This window comes from Microbacterium sp. p3-SID336, from assembly GCF_025143365.1.
Taxonomy (GTDB): Bacteria; Actinomycetota; Actinomycetes; order Actinomycetales; family Microbacteriaceae; genus Microbacterium.
Window position 1 is genome coordinate 56,864 of record NZ_JALXPE010000011.1, and the last position, 17,348, is coordinate 74,211.

Genomic DNA, 17,348 nt, shown 5'->3' on the forward strand with positions numbered 1-17,348 from the left:
CTACGCCTCGATCGGGGCGCTGGGGTCGAGGAACCGGTCGTAGCCCTCGTTCTCCAGCCGGTCGGCGAGCTCCGGTCCGCCCTCTTCCACGATCTTGCCCGCGACCACCACGTGCACGTAGTCGGGCCGGATGTAGCGGAGGATGCGCGTGTAGTGCGTGATCAGCAGCACGCCGAGACCGGTCGACTCCTTGGCGCGGTTCACGCCCTCCGAGACGATCTTCAGCGCGTCCACGTCGAGGCCGGAGTCGGTCTCGTCGAGCACGGCGAACTTCGGCTTCAGCACCTCGAGCTGCAGGATCTCGTGGCGCTTCTTCTCCCCGCCCGAGAAGCCCTCGTTGACGTTGCGCTGCGCGAACTTCGGGTCCATGCGCAGGTTCGCCATGGACTCCTTGACGTCCTTGGTCCACTGGCGGATCGACGGAGCCTCGCCGTCGAGCGCGGTCTTCGCGGTGCGCAGGAAGTTCGTCACCGTCACGCCGGGGATCTCCACCGGGTACTGCATGGCGAGGAACAGACCGGCGCGGGCACGCTCGTCCACGCTCATGGCCAGCACGTCCTCGCCGTCGAACGTGATGGAGCCGGAGGTCACCGTGTACTTCGGGTGCCCGGCGATCGTGTAGGCCAGGGTGGACTTGCCGGAGCCGTTGGGGCCCATGATGGCGTGCGTCTCACCGGTGTTCATGGTGAGGGTGATTCCGTTGAGGATCGGGGTGGTCCCCGCCTCGGTCTCGACCGTCACGTGCAGGTCGCGGATCTCGAGAACAGACATTCTTCAGACTTCCTTCGTCACAGCAGGATCGATGAGCACGTCGTCGCCGTCGATCTCGACGACATAGACAGGGACGGGCTCGTAAGCAGGGAGGTTCTGGGGCTTGCCGGTGATCAGGGAGAAGGCCGAGCCATGCGCCCAGCACTCCACCGTGTCACCTTCCACGAAGCCCTCGGACAGCGAGATGTCGCCGTGTGTGCAGGTGTCGCCGATGGCGTGGATCACGCCTTCGCCGTCCTTGATGACCGTGATGGGCACGCCGCTCGGCTCGACGCGGAGCGGGGTGTCCTGCTCCAGGTCGGAGACCGCGCAGACGCGCTCGGCGGTCACGCGTCCACCTCGGCGAGCTCGGCCTCGATGGCGGCGAGCAGCTCGGCCTCCAGGTCCGGGATGCCGAGTCGCAGCACGATGTCGGTGAGGAAGCCGAGCACGACCAGCCGGCGGGCCTCGTCCTCCGGGATGCCGCGTGCCTGCAGGTAGAACAGCTGCTCGTCGTCGAAGCGTCCGGTGGCGCTCGCGTGCCCGGCGCCCACGATGTCGCCCGTCTCGATCTCCAGGTTCGGGATCGAGTCGGCGCGTGCACCCTCGGTGAGCACCAGGTTGCGGTTGGCCTCGTACGAGTCCGTGCCCGTGGCCTCTGCGCCGATCAGCACGTCGCCGATCCACACGCTGTGTGCGCTCTCGCCCTGCAGTGCCCCCTTGTACAGCACGTCGCCCGTGGTGTGCGGGCCCTTGTGGTGCAGGTAGACCTGGCTCTCCAGGTGCTGCCCGGAGTCGGCGTAGGACAGCCCATAGAGGTAGCCCTCGGAACCTGCGCCCGCGAGCTCGACGCTCGGGTTCACGCGCACCAGGCCGCCGCCGAAGCTGACCACGAAGTGCTTGAGGGTGGCGTCGGCGCCGACGCGGGCCTGGTGGGCGGCGGCGTGGATCGCGTCGTCCTCCCACTGCTGCACGCTGACGACCGTGAGCTTCGCGCCGTCGCGCACGATGATCTCGACGTTCTGGGCGTATTGGGTGGAGCCCTTGTGCTGCAGCACGACCGTGGCCACGCTGTGCTCGAGCGCCTCGATCACGATGTGCGCGTCGGCGCGGCGGTCGGCACCCGTGCCCGTGATGTCGAGGAACACCGGTTCGGCGACCTCCTCCTCACGCGGGATGCGGACGTGCAGGGCCTCGGCGGCCCCCTGCCACGCGACGGCCGCCGTGATGTCCTCGGCGAGGAAGACCTCACCGCGCGGTGCCGCCCCCGCCGCGAGCGGGGCCGCCTGGTACTGCGCCCCGGTGCGGAAGACGTACTCCACGCCGTCGCCCGTGGCCGCCGTCTCGAAGAGGGGCTTGAGCGTCGCGATCGGGGTGTGCTTCCAGTTGACCTCGCGCCCGCTGGGGGTGCCGAAGTCGTCCGGGTCGAACGAGTGCGGCCGCTCGGAGCGGGTCTGCACCGGGACGAAACCGGCGTCCGCCACCTGGGCGGCCGGGTCGATGTGCGCGTTCGTGTGCTGCGCCTCGCTGGGCGCCGTCGTCGAGGCCGCCATTTAGCCGACCGATCCTTCCATGCCCATCTCGATGAGCTTGTTCAGTTCCATCGCGTACTCCATCGGCAGCTCGCGCGCGATCGGCTCGATGAAGCCGCGCACGATCATCGCCATCGCCTCGTCCTCGGGCATGCCGCGGGACTGCAGGTAGAAGAGCTGCTCCTCGCTGACCTTGGAGACCGTGGCCTCGTGGCCGAGCTGCACGTCATCGACACGGATGTCGATCGCCGGGTAGGTGTCGGAGCGCGACTTGGTGTCGACGAGGAGCGCGTCGCAGCGCACGGTGTTCGCGGAGTGGTGCGCAGCGGCGTCCACGCGCACCTCGCCGCGGTAGCCCGCACGGCCGCCGCCGCGGGCGATCGACTTGGAGACGATCGACGACTGCGTGTACGGCGCCATGTGGATCATCTTCGCGCCGGCGTCCTGGTGCTGACCGGGACCGGCGAAAGCGACGGAGAGCGTCTCGCCCTTGGCGTGCTCGCCCATCAGGTAGATCGACGGGTACTTCATCGTCACCTTGGAGCCGATGTTGCCGTCGACCCATTCCATGGTCGCGCCCTCGTGCGCCACGGCACGCTTGGTGACCAGGTTGTAGACGTTGTTCGACCAGTTCTGGATCGTCGTGTAGCGCACGCGGGCGTTCTTCTTCACGATGATCTCGACGACGGCCGAGTGCAGGGAGTCCGACTTGTAGATCGGGGCCGTGCAGCCCTCGATGTAGTGGACGTAGCTGTCCTCGTCGGCGATGATCAGGGTCCGCTCGAACTGGCCCATGTTCTCGGTGTTGATGCGGAAGTACGCCTGCAGCGGGATCTCGACGTGCACGCCCTTCGGCACGTACACGAACGAGCCGCCCGACCAGACGGCCGTGTTCAGCGCGGCGAACTTGTTGTCGCCGGCGGGGATGACCGTGCCGAAGTACTCCTCGAAGAACTCGGGGTGCTCGCGCAGCGCCGTGTCGGTGTCCATGAAGATGACGCCCTGCGCCTCCAGGTCCTCGCGGATCTGGTGGTAGACGACCTCGGACTCGTACTGTGCCGCGACACCGGCGACCAGGCGCTGGCGCTCGGCCTCGGGGATGCCCAGACGCTCGTACGTCTCGCGGATCTCCTCGGGGAGATCCTCCCAGCTCTGCGCCTGCTTCTCGGTGGAGCGGACGAAGTACTTGATGTTGTCGAAGTCGATGTCGCTGAGGTCGGCGCCCCACGTCGGCATCGGCTTGCGGCCGAAGAGCTGGTAGCCCTTGAGGCGGGTCTTGAGCATCCACTCCGGCTCGTTCTTCAGAGCCGAGATGCCGCGGACGACCTCTTCGGAGATGCCACGTTTCGCCACCGCTCCCGCGGCGTCCTCATCGTGCCAGCCGAACTCGTACACCCCCAGACCGTCGAGCTCCGGGCGGTCGATCAGCACATCCGACATGCAACACTCTCCTCACAGGTCCCAAACGGTGTCATCCGCCCCGACACACCTGATCCCCGTCGAGTCTGCGGGAGCGGGGTGCCGTTGGTGGGCCCTCATCACTGGCGCTTCCATCGCGCCTAAACTGTTGACGATGCTTCAGCGCGGTCAGCGCTCATCGCAACAATCCGATTCTACAGGTTTCGCCTGACGGACGGGCCGTGCGCCACGTCTTCGGCGGGCCGGAGGACTTATGCCCGAGACCACGATCCCCGCCGCTCCGATCACGCGGGCGACACCGGTTGCACGCACGGCGGGATGGGGTCGCGCTCTGACGGTCTTCGCCTGGCTGTCGTTCCTCAGCGAGACGATCATCATCGGCACCGGTGGCGCCGTGCGCCTCACGGGCTCCGGCCTCGGATGCACCGAGTGGCCGCTGTGCACGCCCGAGTCGCTCGTCCCGATCCTCGAAGTCCAGGGGGTCCACGGGCTCATCGAGTTCGGCAACCGCCTGATGACCGGGGTGGTCGGCATCATCGCCCTGGTCGTCGTCCTCCTGGTGCTGCACACCATCAGCGGCAGGAAGGCCCTCATCACGGCGCTCTGGTATGCGCTCGGCGGCATCGTCGGCGCGGCCGTGGCGTTCGCCGTGGCCTCCCCCTTCCACATCCCCGCCTCCCCGATCGCGATCGGCGTGCTGCTGCTCGCTGTGATCGCGGCCGCCGTGCACTCCGTGCGCACCACCCCGGCCCGCCGTGACCTGGTGCTCCTCGCGTGGATCGTGCTCGTGGGCGTCGTGGCGCAGGCCCTGGTCGGCGGCATCACGGTCCTGACCGGACTGAACCCGTTCATCGTGGGCTTCCACTACACGTCGTCGCTGCTGCTGGTGTGCGTCACCGCCGCATTCCTCGTGCGCCTGTCTGCGACTCCCGGTCCGCGAGAGCGCGCCGTGCCCGCCTGGTTCGCCGCGCTCACCCATGTCACGGGTCTGGCTCTCGCGGTGACCATCCTCTTCGGTGTGCTGACCACGGGCTCCGGTCCGCACTCGGGCGACGCGGACGTGCTGCGTCACGGGTTCGACGCGACCGTGCTCGCACACGTGCACTCCTGGCCCGGATACGTGCTCGCGGCGCTCGTCCTCGTGCTGACGGTGTCGGCGTGGATCCTCCGGCTCGAGCCGCGGCGGTGGCTGCTGGTGCTGGTGATCGCGATCCTCGTGCAGGTGGGGGTCGGCGTCTGGCAGGCCAGGGAGGGACTGCCGCCGATCCTCGTCGGCATCCACATGGTCCTCGCCTCCCTGTCGGCCGCCGCCTACACGGTCGTCGTCCTGCACCTGAAGCGGACCGCGGTCACCGCCGACAGCCCCCGCTGAGGGCGCACAGACGATGCATAGCGCCCGCACCGGGCGCTCATCACCGGGTCGGCCAGGGTGGGCGGCATGCAAAGGACACTCACCCGAACCCCCGGATTCTGGATTCTGCTCATCGTGTCGCTCGCCGCGACCGGCGTGGGCGGATGGCTCATCGCCGGTCAGATCGGCACCATGACGAGCACGCTCCTCGACGGCACGGCGACCGGCGTGGAGGTCTACGTCGGTCAGTCCCTCGTGGTCGTCGGAGCTGCGGTCCTCGGCGCCGGGCTCATCGGACTCCTGCTCGCGCTCGGACTCACGGCGGCGCGTGCCCTCGTCCCCGCGCCCGCGGCTGCGCCGGTCGTCGTCGATGGCCTCGCCGAGCCCTCGGCACCCGTCGGCGCGACGGACGACACGGCTCTGCTCCGCTCACACGACGCTCGAGCGGAGGATGCGGAGGCCGCGTCAGACGCGCGCCCGGTGATCTCCGACGCGCACGCGACAGCGGCCGATGATCGGGGACACGCCGCGACCGACGCAGCGAGCGTCGAGTCGACGACGGACGATCCCTCCTCGACGCCGGAGGCCGAGGATCAGAACGGCAGCAGCGGGTCGACCGCGACGGCGACGAACAGCAGCGTCAGATAGGTGATCGAGGCGTGGAAGACTCGCATCGGCCGCGCCTCGGTCCCCCGTACCGCCTGGTTGTACAGGCGGTGCGACTCGTAGATGAACCAGCCGCCGAAGACCAGCGCGGAGATCGTGTACACGAGCCCCATGTTCGCGATCGGCACCAGCAGCAGCGAGCAGGCGACGGTCGCCCAGGCGTAGAGGATGACCTGCAGGCCCACCTGGGAGGCGTTGCGCGTGACGCCGAGCATCGGAACGTCGACGTCCTCGTAGTCGTCCTTGTACTTCATCGACAGCGGCCAGTAGTGCGGCGGCGTCCAGAGGAAGACCAGCAGGAAGAGGATGAAGGCCGGCCAGTCCAGCGAGCCCGTGACGGCCGACCAGCCGATCAGCACGGGGAAGCACCCGGCGATGCCGCCCCAGATGATGTTCTGCTCGGTGCGCCGCTTGAGGATCATCGTGTAGATCACGACGTAGAAGAAGATCGCCGACGCCGAGAGCACGGCCGTGAGCCAGTTCGTCGTGAACCAGAGCCACACCGTGGACGCGATCGCGAGGGTCCACGAGAAGATCAGCGCTCCGCGCGGGCTCACTTCGCCCGTCACCAGCGGCCGGTTCTCGGTGCGGTGCATGTGCGCGTCGATGTCCCTGTCCAGGTACATGTTGAACGCCCCGGCCGAGCCGGCGCTCATCGAGCCGCCGATGACGGTCGCGAGGACGAGCCACAGGTTCGGCAGGCCGCCCTGGGCCAGGAACATGACCGGAACGGTCGAGACCAGGAGGAGTTCGAGGACACGGGGCTTCGTCAACGTGACGTAGGCGCTCACCGTGCGACCGATGGACGACTTCCCTACGGTCTGATCAGACATCGTCGAGATCTCGATCGCCTCCTCCGCGCGCGTTACGGGACAACCTCTCCAGTGTATGACACGCGATGACACGGTCTGAGCCGCGCCCCCGCGGAGTGGATCCACGCTCACCGCTATGCTGAGAGCACTCGCGCGCCCGATGCTGCGCACACACCTCCGTCCGTCCCCGAGACGGTGCGGGATGCGCCAGGGAAGTGGCGGATGCGCCAGGGAATACGGGCGCTCTCGAAACTGTCGGAAAGGGCATGAACGTGTCGGAATTGCAGTGGGACGAGATCGATCGGCGCGCGGTGGACACCGCACGGATCCTGGCGGCCGATGCGGTCGAGAAGGTCGGCAACGGCCACCCCGGTACGGCCATGAGCCTGGCCCCCGCGGCCTATCTGCTCTACCAGCGCGTGCTGCGCCATGACCCGACCGACACCGACTGGCTCGGCCGCGACCGGTTCATCCTGTCCGTGGGGCACTCCTCCCTCACCCAGTACGTGCAGCTCTACCTGGGCGGCTTCGGGCTCGAGCTCGACGACCTCAAGGCGCTGCGCACGTGGGGATCGAAGACCCCCGGGCACCCCGAGTACGGCCACACCAAGGGCGTCGAGATCACGACAGGGCCGCTCGGTCAGGGCCTCGCCTCGGCCGTGGGCTTCGCCTATGCCGCACGCTACGAGCGCGGCCTCTTCGACCCGGACGCTGCCGCGGGCACCAGCCCCTTCGACCACTTCGTCTACGTGGTGGCGGGCGACGGCGACCTGCAGGAGGGCGTCACCAGCGAAGCGTCCTCCCTCGCCGGACATCAGCAGCTCGGCAACCTCATCGCGATCTACGACTCGAACCAGATCTCGATCGAGGACGACACGAACGTCGCCTTCACCGAGGACGTCGCCGCGCGCTACGAGGCCTACGGCTGGCACGTGCAGGTCGTCGACTGGAAGAAGACCGGCGAGTACGTCGAGGACGTCACCGAGCTGTACACCGCGATCGAGGCCGCCAAGGGCGAGACCGACAAGCCGTCGCTCATCATCCTGAAGACCATCATCGGCTGGCCGTCGCCCGGCAAGCAGAACACGGGCAAGATCCACGGCTCGGCCCTCGGCGCCGACGAGCTCGCGGCCACGAAGAAGGTCCTGGGCTTCGACCCCGAGCAGACCTTCGTCGTCGCGGAGGACGTGCTCGAGCGCACCCGCGGACTGGCGGAGCGCGCCGCAGAGGAGCGCGCCGCCTGGCAGGAGTCGTTCGACGCGTGGGCGGCCGCGAACCCCGAGCGCAAGGCGCTCCTCGACCGGGTCGAGGCGAGGGAGCTCCCCGCCGACATCGCCGCGGCCCTGCCGAGCTTCGAGGCAGGCAAGGACGTCTCCACCCGCGCCGCTTCCGGGCAGGTCATCAACGCCCTCGCCGCGCAGCTGCCCGAGCTGTGGGGCGGCTCCGCCGACCTCGCGGAGTCGAACCTCACCACGATCAAGGACGCCCCGTCGTTCATCCCCGCCGAGTGGTCGACGCACGAGTGGTCGGGCACCCCGTACGGCCGGGTGCTGCACTTCGGCATCCGCGAGCACGCGATGGGCGCGATCGTCAACGGCATCGTCCTGCACGGCCCGACGCGCGCCTTCGGGGGCACGTTCCTCATCTTCAGCGACTACATGCGCCCGTCGGTGCGTCTGGCCGCACTGATGAACGTGCCCAGCATCTTCGTCTGGACGCACGACTCGGTCGCCCTCGGCGAGGACGGGCCGACGCACCAGCCGATCGAGCAGCTCGCCACGCTCCGCGCGATCCCGAACCTCGCCGTCGTGCGCCCCGCCGACGCCAACGAGACCGCCGCCGTCTGGCTCGAGATCCTGCGCCGCCACGAAGGACCGGCCGGCATCGCACTCACCCGCCAGAACATCCCGGTGTTCGCGCGCGGGGAGGGCGACGCCTCGGGCGACACGTTCGCGTCGGCGGACAACGCCGCCAAGGGCGCCTACGTACTCGCCGAGGCGCCGAACGGCACCCCGGACGTGATCGTGATCGCGACAGGCTCGGAGGTGCAGCTCGCGGTGAACGCCCGAGCCGCGCTGGCCGAGGAGGGCGTGAACGTCCGCGTCGTGTCCGCGCCGTCGCTGGAGTGGTTCGCAGAGCAGGATGAGGCGTACCGCGAGAGCGTGCTGCCGTCCTCCGTCACCGCGCGCGTCTCGGTCGAGGCCGGTTCCGTGCTCACGTGGCGCGGCATCGTCGGCGACCGCGGCCGCTCGGTCGGCATCGACCACTTCGGCGCCTCCGCCGACTACAAGACCCTCTTCGAGAAGTTCGGCATCACCACCGAGGCCGTCGTCGCGGCCGCCCGCGAGACCATCAAGGAGAACGCATGAGCACCCCCACCGCCCAGCTCGCCGCCGCCGGCGTCAGCATCTGGCTCGACGACCTGTCGCGCACGCGCATCTCCTCCGGCAACCTCGCGGAGCTGATCTCGTCGCGCAACGTCGTGGGCGTCACCACGAACCCGACGATCTTCGCCAACGCGATCACCGACAAGGAGGACACCTCCTACGACGCGCAGGTCACGGAGCTCGCCGCCTCCGGCGCCACCGCGGAGGACGCGGTCTTCGCGGCGACAACGCAGGACGTGCGTGCCGCGCTGGACGTGTTCCGCCCCGTGTGGGAGCAGTCGAACCACGTCGACGGGCGCGTGTCGATCGAGGTCTCCCCCGACCTCGCGCACGACACCGACGGCACGGTCGCCCAGGCGAAGCAGCTCTGGGCCGAGATCGACCGCCCGAACCTGCTCGTCAAGATCCCGGCGACCAAGGCCGGCCTGCCCGCCATCACCGAGGCGATCGCGAACGGCATCAGCGTCAACGTGACCCTGATCTTCAGCCTGGAGCGCTACGCCGAGGTCATCGAGGCATACCTCACGGGTCTCGAGCGCGCCAAGGCCGCAGGCACCGACCTGTCCACCATCCACTCGGTCGCGTCGTTCTTCGTCTCCCGTGTCGACACCGAGACCGACAAGCGCCTCACCGCCATCGGCAGCGACGCCGCGCTCGCACTCAAGAGCAAGGCCGGGCTGGCCAACGCCCGTCTCGCGTACGAGCTGTTCGAGCAGAAGTTCGCCGAGCAGCGTGCGCAGGACCTGATCGCCGCCGGCGCGAACGCACAGCGCCCGCTGTGGGCTTCGACCGGCGTGAAGGACGCGGCCCTGCCGGACACCCTGTACGTGACGGAGCTCGTCGCCCAGGGCGTCGTCAACACCATGCCGGAGAAGACGCTCGAGGCCACGTTCGACCACGGAGTCGTCACGGGCGACACCATCACGGGCGGTTACGAGGAGGCACGCGAGGTCTTCGCGGGGCTGCAGGAGGTCGGGGTCGACTTCGACGACGTGACCAGGGTGCTGGAAGAAGAGGGCGTGGCGAAGTTCATCGACTCCTGGCACGACCTGCTCGGTCAGGTCTCCGAGGCACTGGAGGCCCAGCGATGACCTTCGCCATCCACGCCTCCGGCGCCGCGCGCGCCGCCATCGAGGAGACCGTGCCGAGCCTGGTGCACGACCTCGTCGCCTCCCGCATCACCGGCGGCGACGCGACCCTCTGGGGTTCCGCCGCGGAGGCCGAGGCCGCGATCCGGCTCGGCTGGGTCGAAGCGGTTTCGGTCTCCCGCCCGCTCGTGCCCGAGATCGTGGCGCTGCGCGAGGAGCTCGCGGCGAAGGGCGTAACCCGAGTCGTGCTGGCGGGGATGGGCGGCTCCTCGCTCGCCCCCGAGGTGATCGCGCAGACCTCCGGTGTGCCGCTCACGATCCTCGACTCGACCGCTCCGGGGCAGGTGCTCGCCGCGCTGGACGAGGGCCTCGCCGAGACCGTGCTCGTGGTGTCCTCGAAGTCGGGCTCCACCGTCGAGACCGACTCGCAGCGTCGTACGTTCGAGGCCGCCTTCCGCGACCTCGGCATCGACCCCGCTGAGCGGATCGTCGTGGTGACCGACCCGGGCTCCCCGCTCGACGCCTCGGCGCGCGAGGCGGGTTACCGCGTGTTCAACGCCGACCCGAACGTGGGCGGTCGCTACTCCGCGCTCACCGCGTTCGGCCTCGTCCCCGCGGGGCTCGCCGGCGTGGACATCGCCGAGCTGCTCGACGAGGCGGAGGCGTCGTCACTCGAGGTCGCCGTCGACTCGGCCGAGAACCCGGCCCTGCGGCTCGGCGCGGCCATCGCGGCCACGAACCCGCCTCGCGACAAGCTCGGTCTCATCACGGACGGCACGCACATCAAGGGCCTTCCCGACTGGATCGAACAGCTCATCGCGGAGTCCACCGGCAAGGAGGGCACCGGCATCCTCCCGGTCGTGCTGCTGCCCGTCTCCCCCGAGCTCGACCCCGTGCCTGCCGACCTGCAGATCGTCCGACTGGTCGACGACGCAAACGAGTTCCACCTGCACGAGCGCCACGAGGGCGAGATCCTGGTGAGCGGCACGCTCGGCGCACAGTTCATCGTGTGGGAGTACGCCACCGCGATCGCCGGACACCTCCTCGGCATCAACCCGTTCGACCAGCCCGATGTGGAGTCGGCGAAGGTCGCCGCGCGCGGCCTCCTCGACGCGCGGCCGGAGCCGACGGCCCCCGCGTTCGTCGAGAACGGCGTCGAAGTGCGGGTGTCCGACCCGGCCCTCGCGGTGTCCGGCACGGTCGAGGGCGTCCTCGACGCGCTGTGGGCGCAGCTGCCCGCGGACGGCTACGTGTCGATCCAGGCGTATGTGAACCGGCTCGAGGTGCCACAGCTGCAGGGGCTCCGCGAGCTCGTCGCCGCCGACTCCGGTCGCCCGACCACGTTCGGCTGGGGCCCGCGGTTCCTGCACTCGACCGGTCAATACCACAAGGGCGGTCCGGCGCAAGGCGTGTTCCTGCAGATCCTGGAGCGCACGGATGTCGACCTGGAGATCCCGGACCGGCCCTTCACCTTCGGTCAGCTCATCCAGGCGCAGGCCGCCGGCGACGCGGGCGTGCTCGCCGAGCACGGTCGTCCCGTCGTCTCGCTGACGATCACGGAGTCCTCCGACGACGTGCTCACCCTCTTCGAAGCCGCACAGAAGTAACAGCAGGAGAAGCCCTCACCGATGTCTGTTCCCCTCTCGCGCGGGCACAACCCGCTGCGCGACCCCGACGATCGCCGGCTCAGCAGGATCGCGGGGCCGAGCGCCCTCGTGATCTTCGGCGTCACAGGCGACCTGTCGCGCAAGAAGCTGATGCCCGCGGTCTACGACCTGGCCAACCGCGGTCTGCTGCCCCCGGGGTTCGCCCTCGTCGGGTTCGCCCGCCGCGACTGGGAGGATCAGGACTTCGCGCAGGTCGTGTACGACGCCGTCAAGGAGCACGCCCGCACGCCGTTCCGCGAGGAGACCTGGACGCAGCTGCTGCAGGGCATCCGGTTCGTCTCGGGCGAGTTCGACAACCCGGACTCCTTCCGCAAGCTGCGAGAGACGATCGAGAAGCTCGACGTCGAGCGAGGCACGATGGGCAACCACGCGTTCTACCTGTCGATCCCGCCGAAGGACTTCCCGCTGGTCGCGAAGCAGCTGAAGGACTCCGGCCTGGTCGGCCAGGACGCCGACGATGACGAGCGCTGGCGCCGTGTCGTGATCGAGAAGCCGTTCGGTCACGACCTGGAGTCCGCCCGCGCCCTGAACGCGGCGCTGGAGGTCGCCTTCCCCGCCGACTCGATCTTCCGCATCGACCATTACCTCGGCAAGGAGACGGTCCAGAACATCCTGGCGCTGCGCTTCGCGAACGAGCTGTATGAGCCGATCTGGAACCGCAACTACGTCGACCACGTGCAGATCACGATGGCGGAGGACATCGGCGTGGGCGGCCGCGCCGGGTACTACGACGGCATCGGCGCGGCGCGCGACGTCATCCAGAACCACCTGTTGCAGCTGCTGGCGCTCACGGCGATGGAGGAGCCGATCAGCCTGTCCGCCGAGCACCTTCGGGCGGAGAAGGAGAAGGTGCTCGCTGCCGTCCACGTCCCTGAGGACCTGTCGCTCGCCACGGCGCGCGGACAGTACGCGGGCGGCTGGCAGGGCGGGGAGAAGGTCACCGGCTTCCTCGACGAGGAGGGCATGAACCCCGAGTCCACGACCGAGACGTATGCGGCCATCAAGCTCGAGATCGACACGCGCCGCTGGGCCGGGGTGCCGTTCTACCTGCGCACCGGCAAGCGGCTCGGTCGCCGCGTGACCGAGATCGCGGTGGTGTTCAACCGCGCGCCGCAGCACCTGTTCGGTCGCGGCAACGCGTCCGAGCTGGGGCAGAACGCCCTGGTCATCCGTGTGCAGCCCGACGAGGGCGTCACGATCCGGTTCGGCTCCAAGGTGCCGGGGACCGGCAGCAACGTGCGCGATGTGACGATGGACTTCGGCTACGGCCACGCGTTCACCGAGGCGAGCCCGGAGGCGTACGAGAGACTGATCCTGGACGTGCTTCTCGGCGATCCGCCGCTGTTCCCTCGGCACGAGGAGGTCGAGCTCTCCTGGAAGATCCTCGACCCCGTGGAGAAGTACTGGGCCGCGCAGGGTGGACCCGTGGAGCAGTACGCCCCGGGGTCCTGGGGGCCTGCCGCCGCCGACGACCTGCTGGCCCGCGACGGACGAGTCTGGAGACGCCCGTGATCATCGACCTTCCCGACACGACCGTCAGCCAGGTCGCGAAGCAGCTCGTCAAGGTGCGCGAAGAGGGCGGAGCCGTCGCCCTCGGCCGCGTGCTCACGCTCGTCATCTCCGCTCGCAACGGCGTGGCAGAGGCGGCGATCGATGCCGCGAACGACGCCTCCCGCGAGCACCCGATGCGCGTGATCGTGCTGACCACGGGCGACGGCGAGGCGCACCTGGATGCGCAGATCCGCGTGGGCGGTGACGCCGGCGCGAGCGAGGTCGTCGTCCTGCACGCCTACGGCGACGCGGCCAGCAACGAGGAGAGCCTGATCACGGGCCTCCTGCTGCCCGATGCCCCCGTGGTCGCGTGGTGGCCGGAGGAGGCTCCGACCTCCCCCGCGACGTCCCCACTCGGCCGCATCGCACAGCGTCGCATCACCGACGCGGCGACGTCGCCCGACGTGCGCGACCGGCTCGCGCTGCTCGGCCGCACCCACGCGCCCGGCGACACCGACCTCGCCTGGACCCGCTTGACGCACTGGCGCGAGCAGCTCGCAGCCGTCCTCGACCAGCCGCCGTACGAGACCATCACCGCTGTCGAGGTGCGCGGGGCCGCGGCCTCCCCGTCCACGGCGCTGCTGGCGGCGTGGCTGCAGATGGCGCTGGACGTGCCGGTGAAGTGGTCTTATGAGGATCCGGAGCGCTGGCAGGAGGGCATCAAGTCGGTGCGTCTCACCCGCGATTCCGGCGACATTCTGCTGGAGCGGCCCGCCCCCGGCGTGGCCGTGCTCACGCAGCCCGGCCAGCCGGACCACGATCTGCACCTTCCGCGGCGTACGCTGCGCGAGTGCCTGGCGGAGGAGCTGCGCAGATTGGATCCAGATCTCCTGTACGGTCGAGTCATCACGGATGGCTGGGAGAAGCTCGGTCCGCCCGAGACAGGAGAGTGACACCGATGTCGGAATCGTCCGCAGAGAAGCGGGTCGTGGTCGAGGCCACCCCCACCGCCCTCGCCCTCCGGGTCGCCGATCGCTTCCTCACGCGGGTGCGGGCGCGCACCCGCAATGGACGGCTCGCGCACATCGCGCTGACGGGCGGCTCGATGGGTGGCGCGGTTCTCCGCGCCGTCGCCGACAACCCCCGCGCGAGCGAGATCGACTGGTCGCTCGTGCACTTCTGGTGGGGCGATGAGCGCTTCGTTCCCCGCGACGACTCCGACCGCAACGCGCTGCAGTCACGCCACGCCCTGCTGGACCGCATCGACGTGCCTGCGGAGAACGTCCACGAGGTCGCCGCCTCCGACAGCGGGCTGTCGCTCGATGAGGCCGCCGCGGCCTATGCGGCGGAGCTGGCGCGCTTCGGCACCGACGAGCACCCGTGGCCGTCGTTCGCGGTGTGCTTCCTCGGCGTCGGGCCGGACGGCCACATCGCGTCGCTGTTCCCTGACCGCGACGAGGTCACGGTCACCGATGCGGCGGCACTGCCGGTGCGCGACTCCCCCAAGCCGCCGCCGGAGCGGGTCACCCTCACTCGCCCGGTCATCAACTCCTCCAAGCGCGTCTGGCTCGTGCTCACGGGCGCTGACAAGGCCTCGGCGCTCGGCCTGGCCCTCGCCGGCGCGAGTTACACGAGCGTGCCGGCGGCCGGCGCCAAGGGGCGCAAGCGCACGGTGTACTTCGTCGACGAGGCTGCCGCTTCCGAGGTCTCCCCCGACCTCATCGACCAGGCCTACTGAGGCCGGCGTACGCGCTCTCACGCCGCGGCTGCGTGTGCGGCTACGGGGCTTCGGATGGAGGCGTCGTCCCCGGCTTGGCCTCGGGCTCCGCGCGCGACGACCGGTCCGCGCGCCACGGGGCATCCGTCGAGCCCTGAGCGCCGGATTCCGACCGCGCGCTCTGTGGTGCCGGGCTGGCACCCGTCGTCCCCTTGCGCGCGTCACTCCCGTCCTCCGTCGCCGTAGTGGCGGTCAACGCGGTGCTGCCCCGGGTGATGCCCAGTTCCTGGCTGTCGCTCAGCACCTGCGGGTGGTAGCGCGCGAGCCCGACGACGCCCCACACGGCGATGCCGCCTGCGATCGCGAAGATGACCATGACCCACCACGGCGCGGCGGCGGCCTCGCCCAGCACGACCATGCCGATGAGCACGGCCACGAGCGGGTCGACGACCGTGAGACCGGCGATCACCAGGTCGGGCGGGCCCGAGCTGTAGGCGGTCTGCACGAAGTAGGCGCCCACGGCCGCGGCCGAGATGAGCGCGAGCACGCAGATCGCGGTGATCCACTCGAACTGTCCCGCTTCGATGCGCTTGATGACCACTTTCGCCAGCGTGGCCACGAAGCCGTAGAGGATGCCGGCGCCGATCACGTAGAACAACGCTCGCATGCGGTGGCGCAGGATGAGCCAGCAGGCGCCGAGGACGATGATGACGACGAGCAGCAGGGCGAGGATCACGAAGAGCTCGCGATCGGTGACGTCCTGCTCGGTCGCGAAGATCGCCGCGAAGAACACGAACAGGAAGATGCCGCCCACGCACGCGACGATCGCGGTGAGCGATTGCCTCGTCGGGGCATGCCCCGAGATCCGCGCGTTCAGGAGAGTCGTGATCACCAGGGCGATGGCGCCCAGCGGCTGGACGACGATGAGCGGGGCCTGCACGAGGGCCGCGAGCTGACAGATGATCGCCAGCCCGAGCATGAGGGTGCCGATGAGCCAGGATGGGCGGGTGAGCAGCGCCTTGATCTGCGCGAAACTGAGGCCGGAGGTGCCGGTGGAGCCGCTGAGCCGCTCCACCTTCTCGACGCCGCGATGCTGATACTGCGCGCCCAGGGACATGAACACCGCGCCGGCGAGAGCGAGCGGGATCCCGAGCAGGATGCCCGGATTCTGGAAGGCACCGACGAGCTGGTCGCCGACGTCCTCGGCCGTCCCCATCCACACCCCTGCATTCACAGTACGACCCTACCCGGAGACACCCGCCGACTAGGGTTGTGACGTGCCCGTACTTCCGATTCGCATCATGGGGGATCCTGTCCTCCACTCCCCCGCAGCCCCCGTCGAGCAGATCACCGACGACATCCGTGCGCTCGTCGCCGACATGTTCGAGACGATGGACGCGGCGCCGGGCGTCGGGCTCGCTGCACCCCAGGTCGGAGTGCCGCTGCGCATCTACACGTACTCCTACGTCGACGACGACGACCAGCCGTGGAGAGGGGTACTGATCAACCCCGTGCTGTGGATGACGCCGCCGGAGCCCGGAGCGCCCGACCCCGACCTCGAGTCCGAGGGCTGCCTGTCGTTCCCGGGCGAGCGCTTCCCGCTGCGTCGGTCGGAACGCGTCATGGTGACCGCGCTGGATCTGGATGGCGCCCGTGTCTCCCTCGAGGTCGACGGCTGGCGTGCGCGGATCATGCAGCACGAGTTCGATCACCTGGACGGCATCCTCTACATCGACCGCCTCTCGGACGCGGACTGGAAGACGACGCAGAAGATCGCACGCAAGCGGGGCTGGGGGCGCCCCGGAGTGAGCTGGATGCCCGGAGTCGACGACCTCGAGGGCTGAGCGCTTTCAGCGCGTACAAAGGTTCTCTCAAGTTGCATCACAGACTTCGGGCACTATAGCGTGTTCGCGGCGGGGATATATCGGCATGCCCCGCACCACGCTGTGAAGGGGAAATCATGATGAAGATGCGCACTCGTCGCGCGCTCGTGCTCGCAGGTTCGGCTGTGGCGGTCTCGCTCACGCTGACCGGCTGCGGCGCGATCAACAGCATCCTGGGTGGCGGCTCCGGCGACGCCAACCGCGACGAGGAGACCGGCCAGGTCACGGAGAGCGCGAACATCGACGTGTTCTCCGTGAAGCTCGGCGACTGCATGCTCGAGACCGGCTCCGGCATGCTGACCGACGCGAACGTCGTGCCGTGCGATGAGCCGCACGACAACGAGGTCTTCTACGAGATCAAGATGGACGACGGCGACTTCTCGGAGGACGCCATCAGCGCCGCCTCCGAGGGCTGCATCGGCGACGCGTTCACGTCGTTCGTCGGCGTCGCCTACCAGGACTCCGCGCTGGACGTGACCACGCTCACGCCGAGCCAGGACTCCTGGGAGCAGGCCAACGACCGCGTGATCCAGTGCCTCATCGTCGACCCGGCCGGCCAGGTCGAGGGATCGCTGAAGGGCGCCG

General features: G+C 69.3%; 16 protein-coding genes. 10 read left to right on the forward strand and 6 right to left on the reverse strand.

Annotated features, from left to right (window positions below; genetic code table 11):
* Genes sufC through sufB form a run of 4 tightly spaced genes read right to left on the reverse strand, consistent with a single transcriptional unit; the run spans window position 1 to window position 3,722 of the window.
* A complete protein-coding gene (gene sufC, locus M3C17_RS04920) occupies window positions 1-771 on the reverse strand; it encodes a Fe-S cluster assembly ATPase SufC (protein ID WP_025103648.1) in 771 nt (256 codons plus the stop codon).
* Window positions 772-774: 3 nt separating this feature from the next.
* On the reverse strand, window positions 775-1,101 hold the full coding sequence (locus tag M3C17_RS04925; RefSeq protein ID WP_259976530.1) for a non-heme iron oxygenase ferredoxin subunit: 327 nt from the start codon (window positions 1,099-1,101) through the stop codon (window positions 775-777).
* Window positions 1,098-2,303, reverse strand: coding sequence for a Fe-S cluster assembly protein SufD (gene sufD, locus M3C17_RS04930; RefSeq protein ID WP_259976531.1), 1,206 nt, complete (start codon window positions 2,301-2,303; stop codon window positions 1,098-1,100). The genes M3C17_RS04925 and sufD overlap by 4 nt, the downstream gene beginning before the upstream one ends.
* The gene (sufB, locus tag M3C17_RS04935) at window positions 2,304-3,722 is read right to left on the reverse strand and encodes a Fe-S cluster assembly protein SufB (protein WP_025103651.1); all 1,419 of its coding nucleotides are present in this window, start codon (window positions 3,720-3,722) and stop codon (window positions 2,304-2,306) included.
* A 232-nt stretch (window positions 3,723-3,954) separates the two neighbouring features.
* Here sufB and M3C17_RS04940 point away from each other — a divergent pair, with 232 nt between their 5' ends.
* Window positions 3,955-5,073 carry a heme A synthase gene (locus tag M3C17_RS04940; RefSeq protein WP_259976532.1) on the forward strand — a complete coding sequence of 373 codons (1,119 nt, stop codon included), beginning with the start codon at window positions 3,955-3,957 and terminating at the stop codon, window positions 5,071-5,073.
* A 66-nt stretch (window positions 5,074-5,139) separates the two neighbouring features.
* The gene (locus tag M3C17_RS04945) at window positions 5,140-5,700 is read left to right on the forward strand and encodes a hypothetical protein (RefSeq protein ID WP_259976533.1); all 561 of its coding nucleotides are present in this window, start codon (window positions 5,140-5,142) and stop codon (window positions 5,698-5,700) included.
* Here the strand turns inward: M3C17_RS04945 and M3C17_RS04950 are convergent.
* The gene (locus M3C17_RS04950) at window positions 5,646-6,551 is read right to left on the reverse strand and encodes a heme o synthase (RefSeq protein ID WP_259976534.1); all 906 of its coding nucleotides are present in this window, start codon (window positions 6,549-6,551) and stop codon (window positions 5,646-5,648) included. The genes M3C17_RS04945 and M3C17_RS04950 overlap by 55 nt on opposite strands.
* A gap of 251 nt (window positions 6,552-6,802) precedes the next feature.
* Here M3C17_RS04950 and tkt point away from each other — a divergent pair, with 251 nt between their 5' ends.
* The 6 genes from tkt to pgl are packed head-to-tail and all read left to right on the forward strand — an operon-like array spanning window position 6,803 to window position 14,901.
* Window positions 6,803-8,899: a transketolase gene (gene tkt, locus M3C17_RS04955; RefSeq protein ID WP_259976544.1), complete on the forward strand. Its 2,097-nt coding sequence runs from the start codon at window positions 6,803-6,805 to the stop codon at window positions 8,897-8,899.
* Window positions 8,896-10,008: a transaldolase gene (tal, locus tag M3C17_RS04960; protein WP_259976535.1), complete on the forward strand. Its 1,113-nt coding sequence runs from the start codon at window positions 8,896-8,898 to the stop codon at window positions 10,006-10,008. The genes tkt and tal overlap by 4 nt, the downstream gene beginning before the upstream one ends.
* Window positions 10,005-11,612: a glucose-6-phosphate isomerase gene (locus M3C17_RS04965; protein ID WP_259976536.1), complete on the forward strand. Its 1,608-nt coding sequence runs from the start codon at window positions 10,005-10,007 to the stop codon at window positions 11,610-11,612. Before tal ends, M3C17_RS04965 begins: the two co-directional genes overlap by 4 nt.
* Before the next feature lie 21 nt (window positions 11,613-11,633).
* Window positions 11,634-13,184: a glucose-6-phosphate dehydrogenase gene (gene zwf / locus M3C17_RS04970; protein ID WP_259976537.1), complete on the forward strand. Its 1,551-nt coding sequence runs from the start codon at window positions 11,634-11,636 to the stop codon at window positions 13,182-13,184.
* On the forward strand, window positions 13,181-14,116 hold the full coding sequence (locus M3C17_RS04975; protein WP_259976538.1) for a glucose-6-phosphate dehydrogenase assembly protein OpcA: 936 nt from the start codon (window positions 13,181-13,183) through the stop codon (window positions 14,114-14,116). The genes zwf and M3C17_RS04975 overlap by 4 nt, the downstream gene beginning before the upstream one ends.
* Before the next feature lie 5 nt (window positions 14,117-14,121).
* Window positions 14,122-14,901, forward strand: a complete 780-nt coding sequence (gene pgl, locus M3C17_RS04980; protein WP_259976539.1) for a 6-phosphogluconolactonase — start codon at window positions 14,122-14,124, stop codon at window positions 14,899-14,901.
* 40 nt (window positions 14,902-14,941) lie between these two features.
* Here the strand turns inward: pgl and M3C17_RS04985 are convergent, their stop codons facing one another.
* The gene (locus tag M3C17_RS04985) at window positions 14,942-16,096 is read right to left on the reverse strand and encodes a DMT family transporter (RefSeq protein WP_259976545.1); all 1,155 of its coding nucleotides are present in this window, start codon (window positions 16,094-16,096) and stop codon (window positions 14,942-14,944) included.
* A gap of 61 nt (window positions 16,097-16,157) precedes the next feature.
* On the opposite strand from M3C17_RS04985, the gene def reads away from it, so the two are divergent.
* A complete protein-coding gene (gene def / locus M3C17_RS04990; protein WP_259976540.1) occupies window positions 16,158-16,724 on the forward strand; it encodes a peptide deformylase in 567 nt (188 codons plus the stop codon).
* A 116-nt stretch (window positions 16,725-16,840) separates the two neighbouring features.
* Window positions 16,841-17,348, forward strand: a 508-nt coding sequence (locus tag M3C17_RS04995) for a septum formation family protein (RefSeq protein ID WP_259976541.1), incomplete at its 3' end; no start/stop codon positions are given.

Excerpts from the sequence above, each read along its gene's own strand:
- pgl (WP_259976539.1), top strand. The coding sequence starts at position 14,122 with ATGTCGGAATCGTCCGCAGAGAAGCGGGTCGTGGTCGAGGCCACCCCC.
- M3C17_RS04945 (WP_259976533.1), top strand. The coding sequence starts at position 5,140 with ATGCAAAGGACACTCACCCGAACCCCCGGATTCTGGATTCTGCTCATC.
- M3C17_RS04940 (WP_259976532.1), top strand. The coding sequence starts at position 3,955 with ATGCCCGAGACCACGATCCCCGCCGCTCCGATCACGCGGGCGACACCG.
- tal (WP_259976535.1), top strand. The coding sequence starts at position 8,896 with ATGAGCACCCCCACCGCCCAGCTCGCCGCCGCCGGCGTCAGCATCTGG.
- sufB (WP_025103651.1), bottom strand. The coding sequence starts at position 3,722 with ATGTCGGATGTGCTGATCGACCGCCCGGAGCTCGACGGTCTGGGGGTG.
- sufC (WP_025103648.1), bottom strand. The coding sequence starts at position 771 with ATGTCTGTTCTCGAGATCCGCGACCTGCACGTGACGGTCGAGACCGAG.
- M3C17_RS04985 (WP_259976545.1), bottom strand. The coding sequence starts at position 16,096 with ATGGGGACGGCCGAGGACGTCGGCGACCAGCTCGTCGGTGCCTTCCAG.
- sufD (WP_259976531.1), bottom strand. The coding sequence starts at position 2,303 with ATGGCGGCCTCGACGACGGCGCCCAGCGAGGCGCAGCACACGAACGCG.
- zwf (WP_259976537.1), top strand. The coding sequence starts at position 11,634 with ATGTCTGTTCCCCTCTCGCGCGGGCACAACCCGCTGCGCGACCCCGAC.
- M3C17_RS04965 (WP_259976536.1), top strand. The coding sequence starts at position 10,005 with ATGACCTTCGCCATCCACGCCTCCGGCGCCGCGCGCGCCGCCATCGAG.
- M3C17_RS04950 (WP_259976534.1), bottom strand. The coding sequence starts at position 6,551 with ATGTCTGATCAGACCGTAGGGAAGTCGTCCATCGGTCGCACGGTGAGC.